The organism is Collinsella sp. MSK.8.10, from assembly GCF_019041915.1.
Taxonomy (GTDB): domain Bacteria; phylum Actinomycetota; class Coriobacteriia; order Coriobacteriales; family Coriobacteriaceae; genus Collinsella.
In genome coordinates this window covers 103687-119504 of record NZ_JAHPYF010000008.1, presented here as the reverse complement: position 1 = coordinate 119504, position 15818 = coordinate 103687, and the positions used below count along the sequence as shown (strand labels likewise).

13 protein-coding genes are annotated in these 15818 nt (G+C 58.7%); 10 read left to right on the top strand and 3 right to left on the bottom strand.

Annotation, left to right across the window (positions count from 1 at the left end):
- Positions 1-160: 160 nt before the first annotated feature.
- Positions 161-628: a hypothetical protein gene (locus KTF55_RS09015; protein ID WP_117848589.1), complete on the bottom strand. Its 468-nt coding sequence runs from the start codon at positions 626-628 to the stop codon at positions 161-163.
- A gap of 276 nt (positions 629-904) precedes the next feature.
- Between KTF55_RS09015 and KTF55_RS09010 the strand changes: the two genes are divergently transcribed.
- Positions 905-1336: an Hsp20/alpha crystallin family protein gene (locus KTF55_RS09010; protein ID WP_040359532.1), complete on the top strand. Its 432-nt coding sequence runs from the start codon at positions 905-907 to the stop codon at positions 1334-1336.
- Positions 1337-1418: 82 nt separating this feature from the next.
- Here the strand turns inward: KTF55_RS09010 and KTF55_RS09005 are convergent, their stop codons facing one another.
- The gene (locus KTF55_RS09005; protein WP_117848587.1) at positions 1419-2228 is read right to left on the bottom strand and encodes an MBL fold metallo-hydrolase; all 810 of its coding nucleotides are present in this window, start codon (positions 2226-2228) and stop codon (positions 1419-1421) included.
- A gap of 48 nt (positions 2229-2276) precedes the next feature.
- Here KTF55_RS09005 and tilS point away from each other — a divergent pair, with 48 nt between their 5' ends.
- The 5 genes from tilS (at position 2277) to KTF55_RS08980 (ending at position 9015) form a co-directional block, all read left to right on the top strand.
- Positions 2277-3815 carry a tRNA lysidine(34) synthetase TilS gene (gene tilS / locus KTF55_RS09000; protein ID WP_199412419.1) on the top strand — a complete coding sequence of 513 codons (1539 nt, stop codon included), beginning with the start codon at positions 2277-2279 and terminating at the stop codon, positions 3813-3815.
- A gap of 147 nt (positions 3816-3962) precedes the next feature.
- Entirely contained in the window at positions 3963-4511 is a 549-nt protein-coding gene (hpt, locus tag KTF55_RS08995; protein ID WP_022093938.1) for a hypoxanthine phosphoribosyltransferase, read from the top strand.
- A gap of 61 nt (positions 4512-4572) precedes the next feature.
- Positions 4573-6654 carry an ATP-dependent zinc metalloprotease FtsH gene (ftsH, locus tag KTF55_RS08990; RefSeq protein WP_226790708.1) on the top strand — a complete coding sequence of 694 codons (2082 nt, stop codon included), beginning with the start codon at positions 4573-4575 and terminating at the stop codon, positions 6652-6654.
- A gap of 189 nt (positions 6655-6843) precedes the next feature.
- Positions 6844-8028: a pyridoxal phosphate-dependent aminotransferase gene (locus tag KTF55_RS08985; RefSeq protein ID WP_117848583.1), complete on the top strand. Its 1185-nt coding sequence runs from the start codon at positions 6844-6846 to the stop codon at positions 8026-8028.
- Between the two features lie 165 nt (positions 8029-8193).
- A complete protein-coding gene (locus KTF55_RS08980) occupies positions 8194-9015 on the top strand; it encodes a phosphatase (RefSeq protein ID WP_217108371.1) in 822 nt (273 codons plus the stop codon).
- A 78-nt stretch (positions 9016-9093) separates the two neighbouring features.
- Here KTF55_RS08980 and rlmD read toward each other — a convergent pair whose 3' ends face one another.
- A complete protein-coding gene (gene rlmD, locus KTF55_RS08975) occupies positions 9094-10542 on the bottom strand; it encodes a 23S rRNA (uracil(1939)-C(5))-methyltransferase RlmD (protein ID WP_217108370.1) in 1449 nt (482 codons plus the stop codon).
- A gap of 349 nt (positions 10543-10891) precedes the next feature.
- Between rlmD and KTF55_RS08970 the strand changes: the two genes are divergently transcribed.
- The 4 genes from KTF55_RS08970 to KTF55_RS08955 all read left to right on the top strand — a co-directional run bounded on the left by KTF55_RS08970 (position 10892) and on the right by KTF55_RS08955 (position 15729).
- Entirely contained in the window at positions 10892-11752 is an 861-nt protein-coding gene (locus KTF55_RS08970; protein ID WP_082421872.1) for a transporter substrate-binding domain-containing protein, read from the top strand.
- On the top strand, positions 11752-12405 hold the full coding sequence (locus tag KTF55_RS08965; protein WP_117806870.1) for an amino acid ABC transporter permease: 654 nt from the start codon (positions 11752-11754) through the stop codon (positions 12403-12405). Before KTF55_RS08970 ends, KTF55_RS08965 begins: the two co-directional genes overlap by 1 nt.
- 173 nt (positions 12406-12578) lie before the next feature.
- Positions 12579-13343 carry an amino acid ABC transporter ATP-binding protein gene (locus tag KTF55_RS08960; RefSeq protein ID WP_226790706.1) on the top strand — a complete coding sequence of 255 codons (765 nt, stop codon included), beginning with the start codon at positions 12579-12581 and terminating at the stop codon, positions 13341-13343.
- Positions 13344-13653: 310 nt separating this feature from the next.
- Positions 13654-15729 carry a translation factor GTPase family protein gene (locus KTF55_RS08955; protein ID WP_217108369.1) on the top strand — a complete coding sequence of 692 codons (2076 nt, stop codon included), beginning with the start codon at positions 13654-13656 and terminating at the stop codon, positions 15727-15729.
- The last annotated feature ends 89 nt before the right edge of the window (positions 15730-15818 follow it).

Genomic DNA, 15818 nt, shown 5'->3' with positions numbered 1-15818 from the left:
GGGTCAGCCCGTGGGAGGCCAGGGCGCCGCTGACCGGTGGACGGCACCGAGCCGTCATCGAACTTGGAAGGGGGAGGCCTCGCGGCCTCCCCCCTTTTTTGCGTTTATGGGGCGTAAATGAATTACATCAGACGATCTTATTGTTTTTGGTATTGAGCTTTTATTTAAAGAAAATAAATCGAATAACAAGGGCAACTGCTATGGCCACAATGATTAAAAGCAGGATTGTCAGTCGATGCTGCTTGCGTCGTTTACTTGACGAAACGAAGATTGATTTTCCCTGTTTTGGCGTTTCGAGATAGCGAGCCGAATGCGTCAAGGTTTGCTTTGGTCGAGGACCTCTTTGTTGATTGGCGGCGGATACTTTCAGTGGCTCCTCACTAGCTGCGCTGTTTTTAGATAATGGTGCGTCTTTCAGATATACAGGGTCTCCCGAGGCGACGCCCATGTGCTTACGTCCTGTCTGGGTATCCTCGAGCGTTTGATATCGATTTCTCGTCACATACTCGGGCTCTGCATCATTAATGGGCTCTTGCGAGATGTGGGGGCGATGGAACCGTGGCGGCTGCGTGGAAGTATCTCCCCCCTGCGTCGGCATAAACATTTTGTTCTGGTTTTGGTCGTCCATGATGCCCTTTAGCTCGTTACCAACAACGTGTACGCGCTCATTGTAAGCCCCTTGTTATTTGTAGCTGCGAACATACTCGTTATTTAAGCTCTGGTTCAAAGAACCTTAACCTTACTAAAACCTGAGTCATACACACTTAGATATGCTTATAGTACTTGACTCAAAAAACTTTATAGTCGATGTATATATAAGCACTGTGTGGGCATATATAAGAGCGTCAAAAGAAGTCCCAGTCACCTAGAAGATGGCTCGGCAGTCCTAAAAGGAGTGGTAAACATGGCAAGCATGGTTCCTTATCGTTCGGTTTTTGGCGTTCGCCCCTCTGCAAGCTCGCTGTTCGATCTGTTTGATGATATGACCGACCTTGCAAACAACTCGATTGCTTCCAAGGCGTTTCCCGTTGACGTTGAGGATAAGGGCGACGGCTATGAGGTCAAGGCCTATCTGACCGGTGTCGCCAAGGACGATATCGATGTCGAGCTTAACGAGGGCCGTCTGTCCATTAGCGTGAATGTCGAGGAAGACGAGGAGAACGAGGGCAAGAACTTCCTGCAGAAGGAGTTCAGCTCGTACAGCGCGACGCGTGGCGTGTATCTAAAGGACGCTTCGAGCGAGGGCCTCTCGGCTAAGTACGCTGACGGCATCCTGACCGTTACGGTTCCCAAGATCGTCGAGAAGAAGAACGTTACGAAGATCTCCATCGACTAACTTCGTTGGTGTTCTGCGCTATTAAAAGACAGCAAAAGGGGCTGGGAAGCGATTCTCGGCCCCTTTTGCTGTCTAGGACAGTCTATTGAATGGTTGCCGGCTGATACTGACTCGCAGGGCGTATCGAGAGTTTTCGCGATCCTTGGAGAAGGGTTGCGGAGCTGCCGACCTCGTCATCCAGGGTTGCGGCCAGAGCTTTGGCATAGCTTTTGACGGTAAGGCTCGGACGATTGTTATCTTGGCTGATATGCATGGCAATGAGCTGTTCGGTGCGATCTGTAACAAGTTCGCGCGCGGCTTCGGCGGCTTGGCTGTTGGAGAGGTGTCCCCTTGCAGACAGGATGCGCTCCTGAAGAAAGCGGGGATATTCTCCCTCGCGCAGCATGGTCACATCGTGGTTGCTTTCGAGCGCGAGGACTCGACAATCTTTGAGGGTGTTCATGGCTTGGCTCGATAGCTCTCCGGTGTCGGTGGCAAAGCCGATGGAATCATCGAGGGCGTCGAATCGATAACCGACTGGATTGATGACATCGTGTGATGTTGAGTAGGTTTGCACGTGGATGCCGGCAATGGATAGGGTGTCACCGGGATCGAATTCCTCGACAGGCAGATGCGAAAGATTTTCTTTGTTCGAAAGAGTGCCCCTGCTGGCAAAGAGGGGGCCGTGCCAGTGCTTGCACCAGACATCGAGGCCCTTGATGTGATCGCTATGCTCATGAGTAATGAGAAGAGCCGAGACGTTGTCTGTCGAGAGCCCCAGTTCTGCCATGCGCTTTAATGTCTCGCGGCGAGACAGTCCGTCATCGACCATAATGAGCCCCTGCGGGCCCTCGATGAGTGCGCAGTTGCCTTTAGAACCACTGCCGAGGATATGAAGGTGCAGACGAGACATAAGATTCCAAAGGATACAATGGGTGCGGACGAATAGAGGAGGAAGCGAATGCCAACGGTATCACAGCATTATGGACACCATGCCGTGCCCGGGGCAGTCGATGAGACCCGAACGAGGCAGCAGGCTGCTCCTGTCGTGCTCATGGTATCAGGCGGCGCGGACTCGACGGCACTGCTTCTTATGGCGTGCACATCAAAGCTGGATATCCAAGACGGACGCGGTGTTGCCCCCATTGCTCGCGAGCGCCTGCATGTGCTGCATGTAAACCATCATCTGCGCGGCAAGGCGTCCGATGGCGACGAGGCCTTTGTGCGTGAGCTCTGCGCGAAATATGGTTTACCGCTGTGCGTGGAGCACGCTTATTTTGATGGGGAGTCGGGCAATATTGAGGCCGCGGCCCGCGAGGTGCGCTATGCCGCGGCGCGGAGGTATGTTCGCGAGCTCTGCGCCCAGACGGGGGCACCGCGAACGGCGGCTCGTATCTGCACCGCGCACACGTCTTCGGATCGCGCGGAAACGTTTTTGATGAACGCGATTAAGGGTTCAGGGCCCGCTGGCCTATCGAGCATTCCTCGCCGGAGGAATATCGTGGTGCGTCCCTTGCTCGACCTAACTCATGGCGAGCTCGTGGGCTATCTACAGGTACATGGTCAGCCGTGGCGTGAAGACGAGAGCAATGAGGATATCTCGTATCTGCGAAACTACGTGCGCCATCGAGTGATGCCGGTGGTGGCGCAGCGCAACGCGAGCGTCTGCAAGACGATTGGCGCCGCCTGCGAGATCTTAGGCGATGAGGACGCGTTTTTGTCTCAGCTTTCGGCACAGGCGTTTCGAAGCTGCCTGCGTAAGGAGGCGGCGGGCGCGCTGGTGCTCGATGCCAGGCGCCTTGCTGCGGCCGAGGTGGTAATCGCGCGGCGTATCGTGCGACTGGCAATTAAGCGCATCGATCCGGACGCTCGTCCAGAGATGCGACATGTGGAGCGAGTCCTTTCCTGCGTTGCCGAGGGCGCCGGCTCGGTCACGCTTCCGGCGGGGATTGACGCACGCATTGAGTTTGGCATGCTGGCGTTTAAGGCGCCGGCGGCTCGCGAGGGCCTGGTCGCGGACTGGGTTACCGTACCCGGTCGTTTGCCGTTGGGCGGGGGACGTATGCTGGTCACAGAACCGATGGCCGTTGAGCCGGGATGCGATATCGTGCGCCGCGCCCGTGAGCTTGCGGCTGCCGGGGAAGTGACAGCTTTGGTAGACGCGGCTGCCCTGGGTTTTGCCGACAGCGATAGTGAGCGGATCCTGGCGGGCTCGCGTGGCGAGATCCCTGCCGAGGCGCGATTGGCGCGCCTGTGGGTGGACGGTCCCGCACCGGGAGACGTGATGTGCCCGTTAGGGATGAGTGGTCGAAGCAAGAAAGTATCCGACTTGCTAGGTGAGGCTCGCATTCCCGTTTCCGAGCGCGCCGGAGTGCCCATGGTGAGGACGGCGCCGGGGGGTGCCGTGGTGTGGGTCGCCGGAGTTCGCGCGGACGAGCGTTTTAAGTGCACGGCCGCAACGCGTGTGGCATATCTGCTCCGCGTGGTCGATGCGGAATAGCGTCCCACGCCTGCTATTCTGTGCGACGTTGACGGTATTCCCGCGCTGATGGCGCACGGGCTGGTAAATTTACCCCGTGCGCTGCTAGAATGTGTAGTTCGCGTCCATACGGCGGTGTGTGGGCGATAAGCACAAGAAAGGGTTGTCATGGCTTCTCAACATCCGGATATCGAGAAGGTTCTGTTCACGCAGGAGGATATCGACGGTATCGTCTCTCGCCTGGGCGAGGAGATTACGCGCGACTACGCGGGTAAGGATCTGGTGCTGATTGCGGTCCTGCGCGGCGCCGTGGTCTTTATGGGCGACCTGATGCGTAAGATCGAGCTGCCGACCAACATCGATTTCATGGCTGTTTCGAGCTACGGCGACGGTGTGAAGTCCTCGGGTATCGTGCGTATCATTAAGGACCTGGATATCGACATCCGCGGTCGCGACGTGCTGATCGTCGAGGACATTCTGGACTCGGGCCTGACGCTCAAGTATCTGATGAAGAACCTCGAGAGCCGCAAGCCCGCCTCGCTGGAGGTCGCCGCCTTCCTGTGGAAGGACGTTGAGGACCGCGTCTCGGCCATCACGCCCAAGTATGTTGGAACCCATTGCCCCGATGCCTTTGTGGTGGGCTACGGCCTCGACTATGCCGAGCGCTATCGCAACCTTCCGTATCTGGGCATTTTGAAACCGGAGGTTTATTCGTAAGATGCCCGACGACCGTAACGACAACAATTCCCAGACTCCCCGGGACCCAAAGATCCCGGGGATGCCCGGAGGCAAGAAGCCCACGCGTACGGGCTGGCTGTATTTTATTTTGGCTTGCGCGCTTCTGGGCTACGCCTTCTTTAACATGGGCTCCGGCTTTGCCAATTCCAGCAATACCGTTAAGCTCGCGACGAGCGAGATGGTGAGCGCCATCAAGCAGGATCGCGTCGAAGATCTGACCTATACGGTTCAAGACGGAAGCGTGACGGGTCATTACTGGAAGACGAAGAAGGACAAGGGCGATACGAGCGAGCTCAAGAGCTTCTCCTCGACCTATGTCGGCTCCGATTCGCTTGCCGAGCTCATGGCGGAGCATCCCGATACCAAGTACATCGTCAACACCAACGATCCCGATTTTTGGGGCGACTTGGCGATGAGTGTGCTTCCGACGATCGCCCTTATCGCCATCATGTTCTACTTTATGCGCCAGATGATGGGCGCCAACAACAGGAACATGCAGTTTGGCAAGACCAACGCCAAGACCAACGAGGCCACACGCCCCAAGGTCAAGTTTGAAGACGTTGCCGGCGTGGACGAGGCAGTCGAGGAGCTCGAGGAGATCCGTGACTTTTTGAGCGATCCGGATCGCTATCGCAAGCTGGGCGCCAAGATCCCGCGTGGCGTGTTGCTGGTTGGCCCTCCGGGAACCGGTAAAACGCTGCTGGCCAAGGCCGTTGCCGGCGAGGCGGGCGTGCCGTTCTTTAGCATCTCGGGTTCCGACTTTGTCGAGATGTTCGTAGGTGTCGGCGCCAGCCGTGTGCGTGACCTCTTTAAGGAGGCCAAGTCCCAGGCCCCGTCGATCATCTTCATCGATGAGATCGATGCCGTGGGACGTCAGCGCGGAGCTGGCTTGGGCGGCGGTCACGACGAGCGCGAGCAGACGCTCAACCAGCTGCTGGTCGAGATGGACGGCTTTGAGGAAAGCGAGTCGGTCATCCTGATCGCTGCGACCAACCGTCCTGACATCCTGGATCCGGCATTGCTGCGTCCCGGCCGTTTTGACCGCCAGGTTACGGTTGACCGTCCGGATGTGAAGGGCCGCGAGCAGATCTTGCGCGTGCATGCCGAGAACAAGCCGATGGACGAGGACGTTAAGTTTGAGAAGCTCGCCCAGATGACCGTTGGCTTTACTGGTGCCGATTTGGCGAACCTGCTCAACGAGTCTGCGCTGCTGGCCGCTCGCCGTCATCGTTCCGTGATCTCGATGGACGAGGTCGAGGAGTCGATGGAGCGCGTGATTGCCGGACCGCAACGCAAGGGTCGCGTGATGACCGAGGCCGAGCGCACCACGATTGCCTACCACGAGAGCGGTCACGCCCTGGTGGGCCACATCCTGGAGCACTCCGATCCGGTCCACAAGATCTCGATCGTCAGCCGCGGTCAGGCTCTGGGCTACACGCTGCAGCTTCCGCAGGAGGACCACTTCCTCAAGACTAAGAACGAGATGCTCGACGAGCTCGCCGTGTTCTTGGGCGGTCGCGTTGCCGAGGAGCTCATGTGCGATGACATTACGTCGGGTGCGAGCAACGATCTGGAGCGCGCAACCAAGATGGCGCGCGAGATGGTCACGCGCCTGGGCATGAGCGAGGAGCTGGGCACGCAAGTGTTTGGCGAGGCGCAACATCAGGTGTTCCTTGGTCGCGATTACGCCGATCACCAGGATTACTCCGAGGAGACGGCGCGCCGCATCGATATCGAGGTTCAGCGCATTATGCGTGAGGCCCATCGTCGTGCGGTCGAGATCCTGGACGCCCGTCGCGATCAGCTCGATCTGATGGCGAAGGTGCTGCTTGAGCGCGAGACTGTCGAGGGCGATGCCGTGAATGCCCTGCTCGATAATGAGTGGGACGCCTACCTTGAGCGCGAGGGCGATATCCTGGCGGCCAAGGAGGAGCGCAATGCCAAGGCGGCCGGCATGCCGACCAAGAAGCGCGCGCCTCGCATGAGCGAGGAGGAGCTGGCGGCCGATGCCGCGGCTTTTGCGCAGGCGGCCATGCAGGAGGATGCCGAAGCCGCATCCGATGATGCTGACGATGACCATGCCGTCGTCGATGCCGATGCCGACACCGACGCCGACAAATAGTCTTTGTGGCGAAAGCCTCCGCGGGGAAACCTGCGGAGGCTTTTTCTTTTGAGCGATATGGGGCCGTCTGTTGATTGGGGACAGACTTAAATGAGCGTTTTCACGCATTTAAGTCTGTCCCCAATCAACATTGCTGCGGCACTTTGCTCGGCTAAAGCGTACAATAGCGCCTATGCGAAAGGGGAACAGATGATCAACGAAACTATGTATGCTCGCGGTGCGGAAAGCTCCATCATTCGCGAGATCTTTAGCTATGGTCTTGAGCGCAAGGCACAGATCGGTGCGGAGAACGTATTCGATTTTTCGCTGGGCAACCCGAGTGTTCCGGCGCCCGCTGCCGTGGCTGAGTCGATTAAGAAGGCCCTGGAGCTGCCGAGCGACCAGCTGCACGGCTACACGCCCGCACCGGGCCTGCCGCAATGTCGTGCCGCTGTGGCCGAATCGCTCAACCGCCGCTTTGGCACGAGCTATGAGGGCAAAGACGTCTTTATGACGGTGGGTGCCGCGGCTTCGCTCACCTGCACGCTCAACGCCGTTACGAACCCGGGCGACGAGGTTATTGTTATCGCCCCGTACTTTCCGGAGTATCGCGTTTGGATTGAGAAGGCCGGCTGTACGTGTGTTGAGGCGCTCGCCGATGAAGATACGTTCCAGCTGAGCGTGGACAACGTGCTCAAGGCGATCAGCGATAAGACGGCGGCCGTCATCATCGACTCTCCCAACAATCCGACCGGTGCCGTATATACATGCGACACGCTGACGCGACTGGCCAACGTTCTGCGCGAGGCCAACGCTCAGCGCGATCCCGAGAATCCGATTATGCTCATCTCGGATGAGCCGTACCGCGAAATCGTGTACGGTGCCGAGGTGCCTTGGGTGCCCTCGATTTACGAGCACACCATCGTGTGCTACTCGTATTCCAAGTCGCTGTCGCTGCCGGGTGAGCGCGTGGGGTGGATCTTGGTTCCCAACACCAATCCGCAGGCCGCCCGTCTGATGCCGGCTGTTGCGGGTGCTGCCCGTACGCTGGGTTTTGTATGCGCACCGGCACTCTTCCAGCGCGTAATTATCGACTGCATCGATGAGCCGAGTGACGTTGAGGCCTATGCACGCAACCGCACCGCGCTTACCGACGCACTAGCGGAGTATGGCTACACCTATGTTGAGCCGGATGGTGCTTTCTACCTGTGGGTGAAGGCGCTCGAGCCCGATGCGAATGCGTTTTGCGAGCGCGCAAAGAAGTATGAGTTGCTTGCGGTTCCCTCGGACAGCTTTGGTATGCCGGGTTGGTTCCGCCTGGGCTATTGCGTGAGTTACGAAACGATTGTCAATTCGCTACCCGCTTGGAAACAGTTGGCGGACGAGTATCGTTAAAAGTAAAGCGCTCTGCCTACAATGTTTTACGTGAAACGGGGTTTGGTGTTAAGCCAGGCCCCGTTGTCATGGACGTTGTGTCTTTGGGATGGAGTGGTTTTACGACTATCGAAGGCTATGCGTACAATGAATATAAGCGACGGCCGTGCCAGATAAGGAGACCTGATGCCCTACCTGCTTTCTTGTGACATTCATACCCATACGATGTTCTCTGCGCATGCATATTCGACCATTGAGGAGAATGTGTACTGGGCGGCAGAGCGTGGCCTGCAGGTGCTCGGATCTGCCGACCATCTGAGCTCTATGGTTACGGCTTGCCCTAATGACCTGCGCAGTTATCAGTTCTTTATCAACCAGGATATCTGGCCGCGCATTTGGAGCGGCGTGCTGGTGCTGCGTGGTGCCGAGGCCGATATCGTTTCGCTGGACGGAAGCCTGTTTGGCGAGGACACTCCTGTCACGCTCGATATTGCCGGCGATTCGTACAGCCGTCAGCATTCGCTGTTCGATTTGGTTACGCGTAATTTGGATTATTTGGTTGCGAGCGTGCATAATTCGCAGATTGCTGAAGGCGCGACGCTGGCCCAGACGACCGAGATGTATATCAATGCCCTGGAGCACCCCAAGGTGTTCATGCTGGGTCACACGGGGCGTTCGGGCGTGCCGTTCGATATCGACGAGGTGCTGTTGGCAGCTAAGGCCAAGCACAAGATTATCGAGATCAACAACCATAGTCTTGAACACGGTGTCGACACTGAGCATTGGGCCGTATGCCGCAAGATCGCCGAGCGCTGCGCCGAGCTGGGCGTGGGCATTGGCGTGTCAACCGATGCCCACATTGGCATGGCCATTGGCAAGCTCGATCACGCGCGCAAGATGCTCGACGAGATTCACTTCCCGCTGGATTTGATCGTGACGCGCGACCGCGAGACGCTGCTGCGCGAGATGGCGGCAGCCGACGTGTGCGATCTGCGCAATGGGATGTAGCGGAGTTTATAAACCAAGCGAAGGGGGCGGCCCAGGCGGGTCGCCCCCTTTCTTGTCCCAAAAATCTACTGAGGTTGGTTAGCGGCGTTCGAGGACCGCTACGGTTTCGGTGTGGTCGGTGTGAGGGAACATGTCGACGGGCGTGATCTTGAGCAGGCGATAGCCTCCGTCGAGGAGCTGATGCAGGTCGCGCTCTTGAGTTACGGGGTTGCAGCTGATATAGGTGATGCGGCGCGGCTTAAGCGCGCAGGCAGCTTCGAGGAACTCGGGCGTGGAGCCGGCGCGCGGCGGATCGATGGAAAGAACGTCGACGCGTTCGTTGTTGTCGGCGGCATCCAGGATGTAGTCGGTGGCGTCGTCGGCCATAAACCAAGCGCTGCGGGTGAGGCCGTTGAGCTCGGCATTGCGACGTGCGTCGGCAATGCCCGCCGGGTTGCGCTCAACGCCGAGCAGCATAATGCCGATACCCTTGTTCTGGGCATCTTTAGCTGCGCACAGGCCGATAGTTCCGCTACCGCAATAGGCATCCATGAGTACGTCGCCCTGCTGCAGGTCCATGCCGTCAATCGCGAGCTGATAGAGCAGCTCGGTCTGCTGCGGGTTGGTCTGGTAGAACGCGGTGGGGGAGATATCGAACTCGCAGCCGAGCAGCTGGTCGCGCATGCACTCGGCGCCATATACAATGCGGGTTTCCTCGCCGAGGATGGCGTTGCCGGGACGTCCGTTGATGTTTTGGGCGACGGTGACGATGTGCGGATTGAGTGCGGCGACAGCCTCAAAGAACTCCTGCGCATGAGGCAAGTCGCGCTGAGCGGTCACGAGCGTGACCATGACCTGGTCGGTACGCCAACCGCAGCGGACGACGGTATAGCGAAGTAAACCAAGATGCTTGTCTTCATTAAAGGCGGGAATATGCAGCCGCTCAGCTTCGCGTGCGATGCCGTTGAGAATCTGACGGGCGCCCGGTGCCTCGACGGGGCATTCGGGTACGGCAACGATCTTGTGCGTGCCGCGCTCAAAGAAACCGCAACGGACGGCTTCCTCCTTACCGGGAGCAAAGGGAGTGGCAGCCTTATGACGAAAGCCACGCGGCGCAGGATATTTGCCCGGGTCGCCCAGGGTGACACCCATGCCACGAATAGGATCTACAGCAATGCCCTCACGCTCGCAAAGCGAAGCAAAAAGCTCCTCCATAGCAGCCTGCTTGGCGGCGAGCTGCTTCTTATAAGGACGATTGAGCGCCGTGCACCCACCGCAAGCTTTCATGATGGAACAAGGAGACTTGGGGTCCACAGCCTTACGCGCAGACGAAACCCGATCTTTATGCGAGCGCTTGGAGCGAGTCTGAGATGCCTTATCCTCGTTCCGACGAGAGCCGGGACGCTTGGCCTTAGCCTTGCCCTTGGCCGACTTACCCTTCGCGTCCTGAGACGACTTGGATTTCTTAGAAGATTTTTTCTCCTCTGACCCCTCAGCCGCCTCGATCAAAGCACGACGAGCCTTACGCTCCGCACGAGATTCTGCCATGAATTAACCCCACTAATTTACAAATTGAAATCTGAAAGCATTGTACCGTGCCAAGTTAGCAGACGATATGCAAGCGCCCATTTCATGTCAGCGATAAGTCCAACGATGTTTGCCCGGCGTGGGCGGGGAGCGGCGCGTAATTAAGTTTATCGCGAGTTCCGCACGCAAAGGAAAGCACTTAATGTGCTTTCCGTCTTGCGCAGGACTGTAGAGCAGGAAACTTAATTACGCGCCGCTCCCCGCCCACGCCGGGCAACCTCTCCCTTGTACTTTATCAAGGTAGAGTGTATGATTCTGGACGTTACACGACTCACTTTACCTAACTAAAGTGCTACCAAAGGGGAATACCATGAACACCGATATGTCTCGTCGTCAGTTTGTTGGTCTAGCCGGTTCGCTCGCTACGGTTCTAGGTCTTGGCCTGGTAGGCTGCGGTGGTGGTGCCGGTAAGGGTTCCGCTGCCGGTTCTGCTGCAGCCAAGGACGTGAAGGGCGCTGCGGAGTCCAAGAAGCTCGTGGTGGGCTTTGATAAGTCCTATCCTCCGTACGGCTTTGTGGGCGATGACGGCGAGTACACGGGCTTTGACCTCGACCTTGCCAAGGCCGTTGCCGATAAGCAGGGCTGGGAGGTCAAATACGAGGCCATCGATTGGGACGCCAAGGATACGCTGCTTAACTCGGGCGCCATCAACTGCATCTGGAACGGCTTTACCATGGAGGGCCGCGAGGACGACTATACGTTCTCCGAGCCGTACATGCTCAATGAGCAGGTGCTGGTGGTCAAGAAGGATGCGGGCATCAAAGGCTGGGACGATCTTGCCGGCAAGACCGTGATTACCCAGACCGATTCCGCTGCGCAGGATGTGCTAGAGGGTGACCAGAAGGATCTGGCGGCGACGTTTGCCACGCTCGACACGATCGGCGAGTACAACACGGCCTTTATGCAGCTCGAGAGCGGCGCGGTCGATGCCGTGGCTTGCGACCTTTCGATTGCCCAGTATCAGCTTGCCGCCAAGCCCGATGCTTATACGCAGCTTGATGAGCCGCTGTCCAGCGAGCACTACGCCGTCGGCTTTAAGAAGGGCGACACCAAGTCGGCCGACGCCGTGACCGAGTCGCTCAAGGCACTCTACGAGGACGGCACGGTCAAGGACCTGTGCGACAAGTATTCAAGCTATGGTCTATCTTTCGATAATTGGGTGCTCAAGTAATGTCTATTCAGGTCATGATGCAGATGCTTGGCCAGGGATTCTTGGTCAGTTTGCAGTTGTTTGTGCTGACGCTGCTGGGGTCGATTCCGCTGGGAATCCCCGTGGCGTTTATGCGCATGAGCAAAATCGCGCCGCTTCGCTGGATTGCGCGCATCTATATCTCGGTCATGCGCGGCACGCCGCTCATGCTGCAGATGTTTGCCATCTACTTTGCCCCGTACTACGTGTTTGGCATTTCGCTCACGCCCGATTCCAAATGGACGGCGTGCGTCGTAGCGTTCATCATCAACTACGCCGGTTACTTTGCCGAGATCTATCGCTCGGGCCTGCAGTCCATTCCTCGCGGTCAATACGAGGCTGCCGAGGTGCTGGGCTACTCGCGCATGCAGACGTTTCTGTATATCGTGATGCCGCAGGTCGCCAAGCGTATTCTGCCTGCGATGGGCAACGAGATCATCACGCTGGTCAAGGACACGTCGCTGGCGTTTGCCATTGGCGTGGGTGAGATGTTCTCGACGGCCAAGGCGCTGGTCGCCTCGCAGGTGAGCATGGTGCCGTTTGCGATCGCGGCGCTAATCTACTGGGTCTTTAACTTCGTCGTCGAGATGCTGCTGGGCGCCGCCGAGAAAAAATTGGATTACTACCATGACTAGATCGTTCCGCCGTTCTAACGAACGGCGGACTGCTCGACGCTGCGCGCGTGCCTGACGGCCAATCTGCTTCTCAAGCCGTCGCTTGCGTACAGAAGTACGCGGCGCTCCTCTTTCGGAGCACATTGCCTCGCCAGTCACACGCTCGCTGACTTTTTAAACACATGGAGGTTCCCATGTCCGGAACGGTAATGAAAATATCGAACGCGCGTAAGGCGTTTGGCGGCAATGAGGTGCTCAAGGATATCTCGCTTGAGGTGAAGCGTGGCGAGGTCGTGGCGATTATCGGGCCTTCGGGTGGCGGCAAGTCCACGCTGCTGCGCTGCGCCACGCTGCTCGAGACGCTCGACGGTGGCTCGCTCTCGTTTGGCGACCTTGCCGTCGCGACGGATGCGGGCTCGGGCGCGGTCTATGCGAAGGGCGATGTGCTCAAACAGGCGCGCTCGCGATTCGGCCTGGTGTTCCAAAATTACAACCTGTTCCCGCACTATACCGTGATGAAAAACATCATCGACGCGCCGATCCGCGTGCTTAAGCGCCCGCGCGAGCAGGCGGAAGCTCGTGCGCGCGAGTTGATCGCGCAGATGGGGCTTACGGGCAACGAGAACAAGGTGCCATGTGAGCTTTCGGGCGGCCAGCAACAGCGTGTGAGTATCGCCCGCGCCTTGGCGCTCGATCCAGAGATCCTGTTCTTTGACGAGCCGACCTCGGCACTCGATCCCGAGCTGACGGCCGAGGTGCTGCGTGTCATTAAAGACCTTGCCGCGCAGAATATGACGATGGTGATTGTGACCCACGCAATGCAGTTTGCGCGCGATGTTGCCGACCGCGTGGTCTTTATGGATGGCGGCCGCATTGTCGAGGAGGGTCCTGCCGAGCAGGTCATCGACCATCCGCGTGAGCAGCGCACCCGTGAGTTCTTGAGCCGTATCGAGGGATAGGCTCAGGTATTTACTCAACTATTAATTGAGGCGAAGCCGCCGCAGGTCTTACGGTCTGTGGCGGCTTTTTGTTTGCATCGACGGGGTTCAATAATCGCCTCACAAGCTTGTCTCTTCCTCTCGCCGCCTGTATTCATACGTGCGCCGAAAGGTATGCATGGACAGCCGCCCGTGAGGGTAGGGTGGTGGCATAGGACATTTGGAGGGTGAGTCGGCTCGGCTGCCGACCATGCTGCTCCCGGGATGGCACCGACCGCGAACTCTCCCCGTTGGCGTCGCGCATTGCGCGCGGCCCTGCAAGGAGGTCATCATGGGTGCTCCCAAGACCGGTAACGTAAGGAACGTGGTGCTCGTAGGCCAAGGCGGGGTGGGCAAGACTTCACTCGCCGAGGCCATGCTCCACCTTTCCGGCAAGACCGCCCGCCTGGGCGGCCACGACGGCACCAAGCCCACGCTCGACTATGACCCCGAAGAGGTCAAGCGTGCATTTTCCATCTCGACGACCATCGCGCCGATCGACTGGAAGGGCGCGCGCATCAATGTGCTCGATGCCCCGTGCTACCCCGATTTTATCGGCGACGCCTTTGCCGCGATGAGCGTCTGCGAGACGGCTCTGTTTGTGGTCGACGCCGAGGCCGGTCCGCAGCCTACGACCGTTAAGCTTTGGTATGCGGCGGAGGACCTGCGTCTGGCGCGTGCGGTGTTCGTAAACCGCCTGTCGCGTTCCGAGGCCAGCTTTACGACCACGATGGACCTGCTGCAGGAGCGTTTTGGTACGCGTTTGGGCGCCGTGACCCTTCCCTGGGGCGAGGGCGAGGACTTTAACGGCATTATCGACCTGGTGCGCATGAAGGCGCGCCATTGCAACGGCACCGAAGCCGTTGAGTCGGAGATTCCCGAGGAGTATCGTGCCCAGGCCGAGGAGGCTCACGACCATCTGTGCGAGCTGGTGGCCGAGGCTGACGACGAGCTGATGATGAAGTACCTGGAAGGCGAGGAGACGCTGACGCAGGAGGAGCTTGAAGGCCTGCTGTCGAAGGCGATCGCCGAGCGCATCTTTGTGCCGGTCTTTGCGGGCGATTGCATTAAAGAGCAGGGCGTCAACTCGCTGATGGATGACATCGCGACGTACTTCCCGGCGCCGACCGACTATGGCGAGATGCCGCTCATTGACGGCGATTCGCTCAAGATTTCGAGCGACGATGACCGCCCGGTGGCGTTTGTGTTTAAGACGCTGGCCGATCCGCAGCAGGGCCGCATCAGCTTTATCAAGGTGCTGACGGGCACGCTTGAGCCGGGCCTTGAGCTGATCAACGCGCGCACCCGCAAGAGCGATCGTCTGGCTCACCTGTATGTGATGTGCGGCCGCGACATGACCGAGGTCGGTCACGCCTATGCCGGCGACATTATCGTGGCGCCCAAGCTGGCGGCAGAGACGGGTGACACGCTCTCCATTACCGGCAAGGTCGAGGCGGCGGCGTTTAAGTTCCCCAACTCGCAGTACCGCATTGCCATCGAGGCCGAGAACCGCGGTGACGAGGAGAAGCTCTACACGTTTATTGAGAAGGCGTGCAAGGCCGACCCGACCATGAGTATCGATCGTGATGAGGAGACCGGCCAGACCATCATTTCGGCGGTGGGCGAGGCGCAGGTTTCGGTGCTGCTCAACCGTCTGGAGGACCGTACTAAGGTCGTGGCCAAAAGCGTGCCGATCCGCATTCCGTATCGCGAGACCATCCGCCGCACGGCGAGCGCACAGGGCCGCCACAAGAAGCAGACTGGCGGTGCCGGCCAGTATGGCGACTGCTGGCTGCGCGTTGAGCCGCTCATTGGGCCCGACGGTACGAGCGACGGCTACGAGTTTGTAGACGAGGTCGTGGGCGGTCGCATTCCGCGCTCGCTGATTCCCGCCGTGGACAAGGGTGTCCAGGAGACCATGAAAGACGGCATCATTGCCGGCTACCCGCTCACGGGCATTCGCGTGGCTGTGTACGACGGCTCGTATCACAGCGTCGACTCCAACGAGATGGCGTTCCGCGCGGCGGCTCGCATCGGCCTGCGCAAGGCATGCGCCGATGCCGATCCGGTGGTGCTGGAGCCCATCGAGGAAGTCACGGTGACTATCCCCGAGAGCTACGCTGGTGCCGTGATGGGTGACATCTCGGCCTCGCGCGGTCGCGTGACGGGTATGGAGACCGATGAGCGCGGCGATACCGTGGTCATTGCCCAGGCGCCGCTGGCCGAGCTGACGGATTATTCGACGCGCCTGCGCTCTATCACGCGCGGCACGGGCGACTTTACCATGAAGCCCGCTGGCTATGAGCAGGTTCCCTATGACGTTCAAGCCAAGCTGGTCGAGCGCTATGAGGAGGGTCGCGCCAAGTAGCGCGTGATTTTGTCTGCAATGTAGGTGCTGACGAAAGGGCCGCCCTGGGTAACCGGGGCGGCTCTTTTTGATTCCTTGGGGACGGAGGA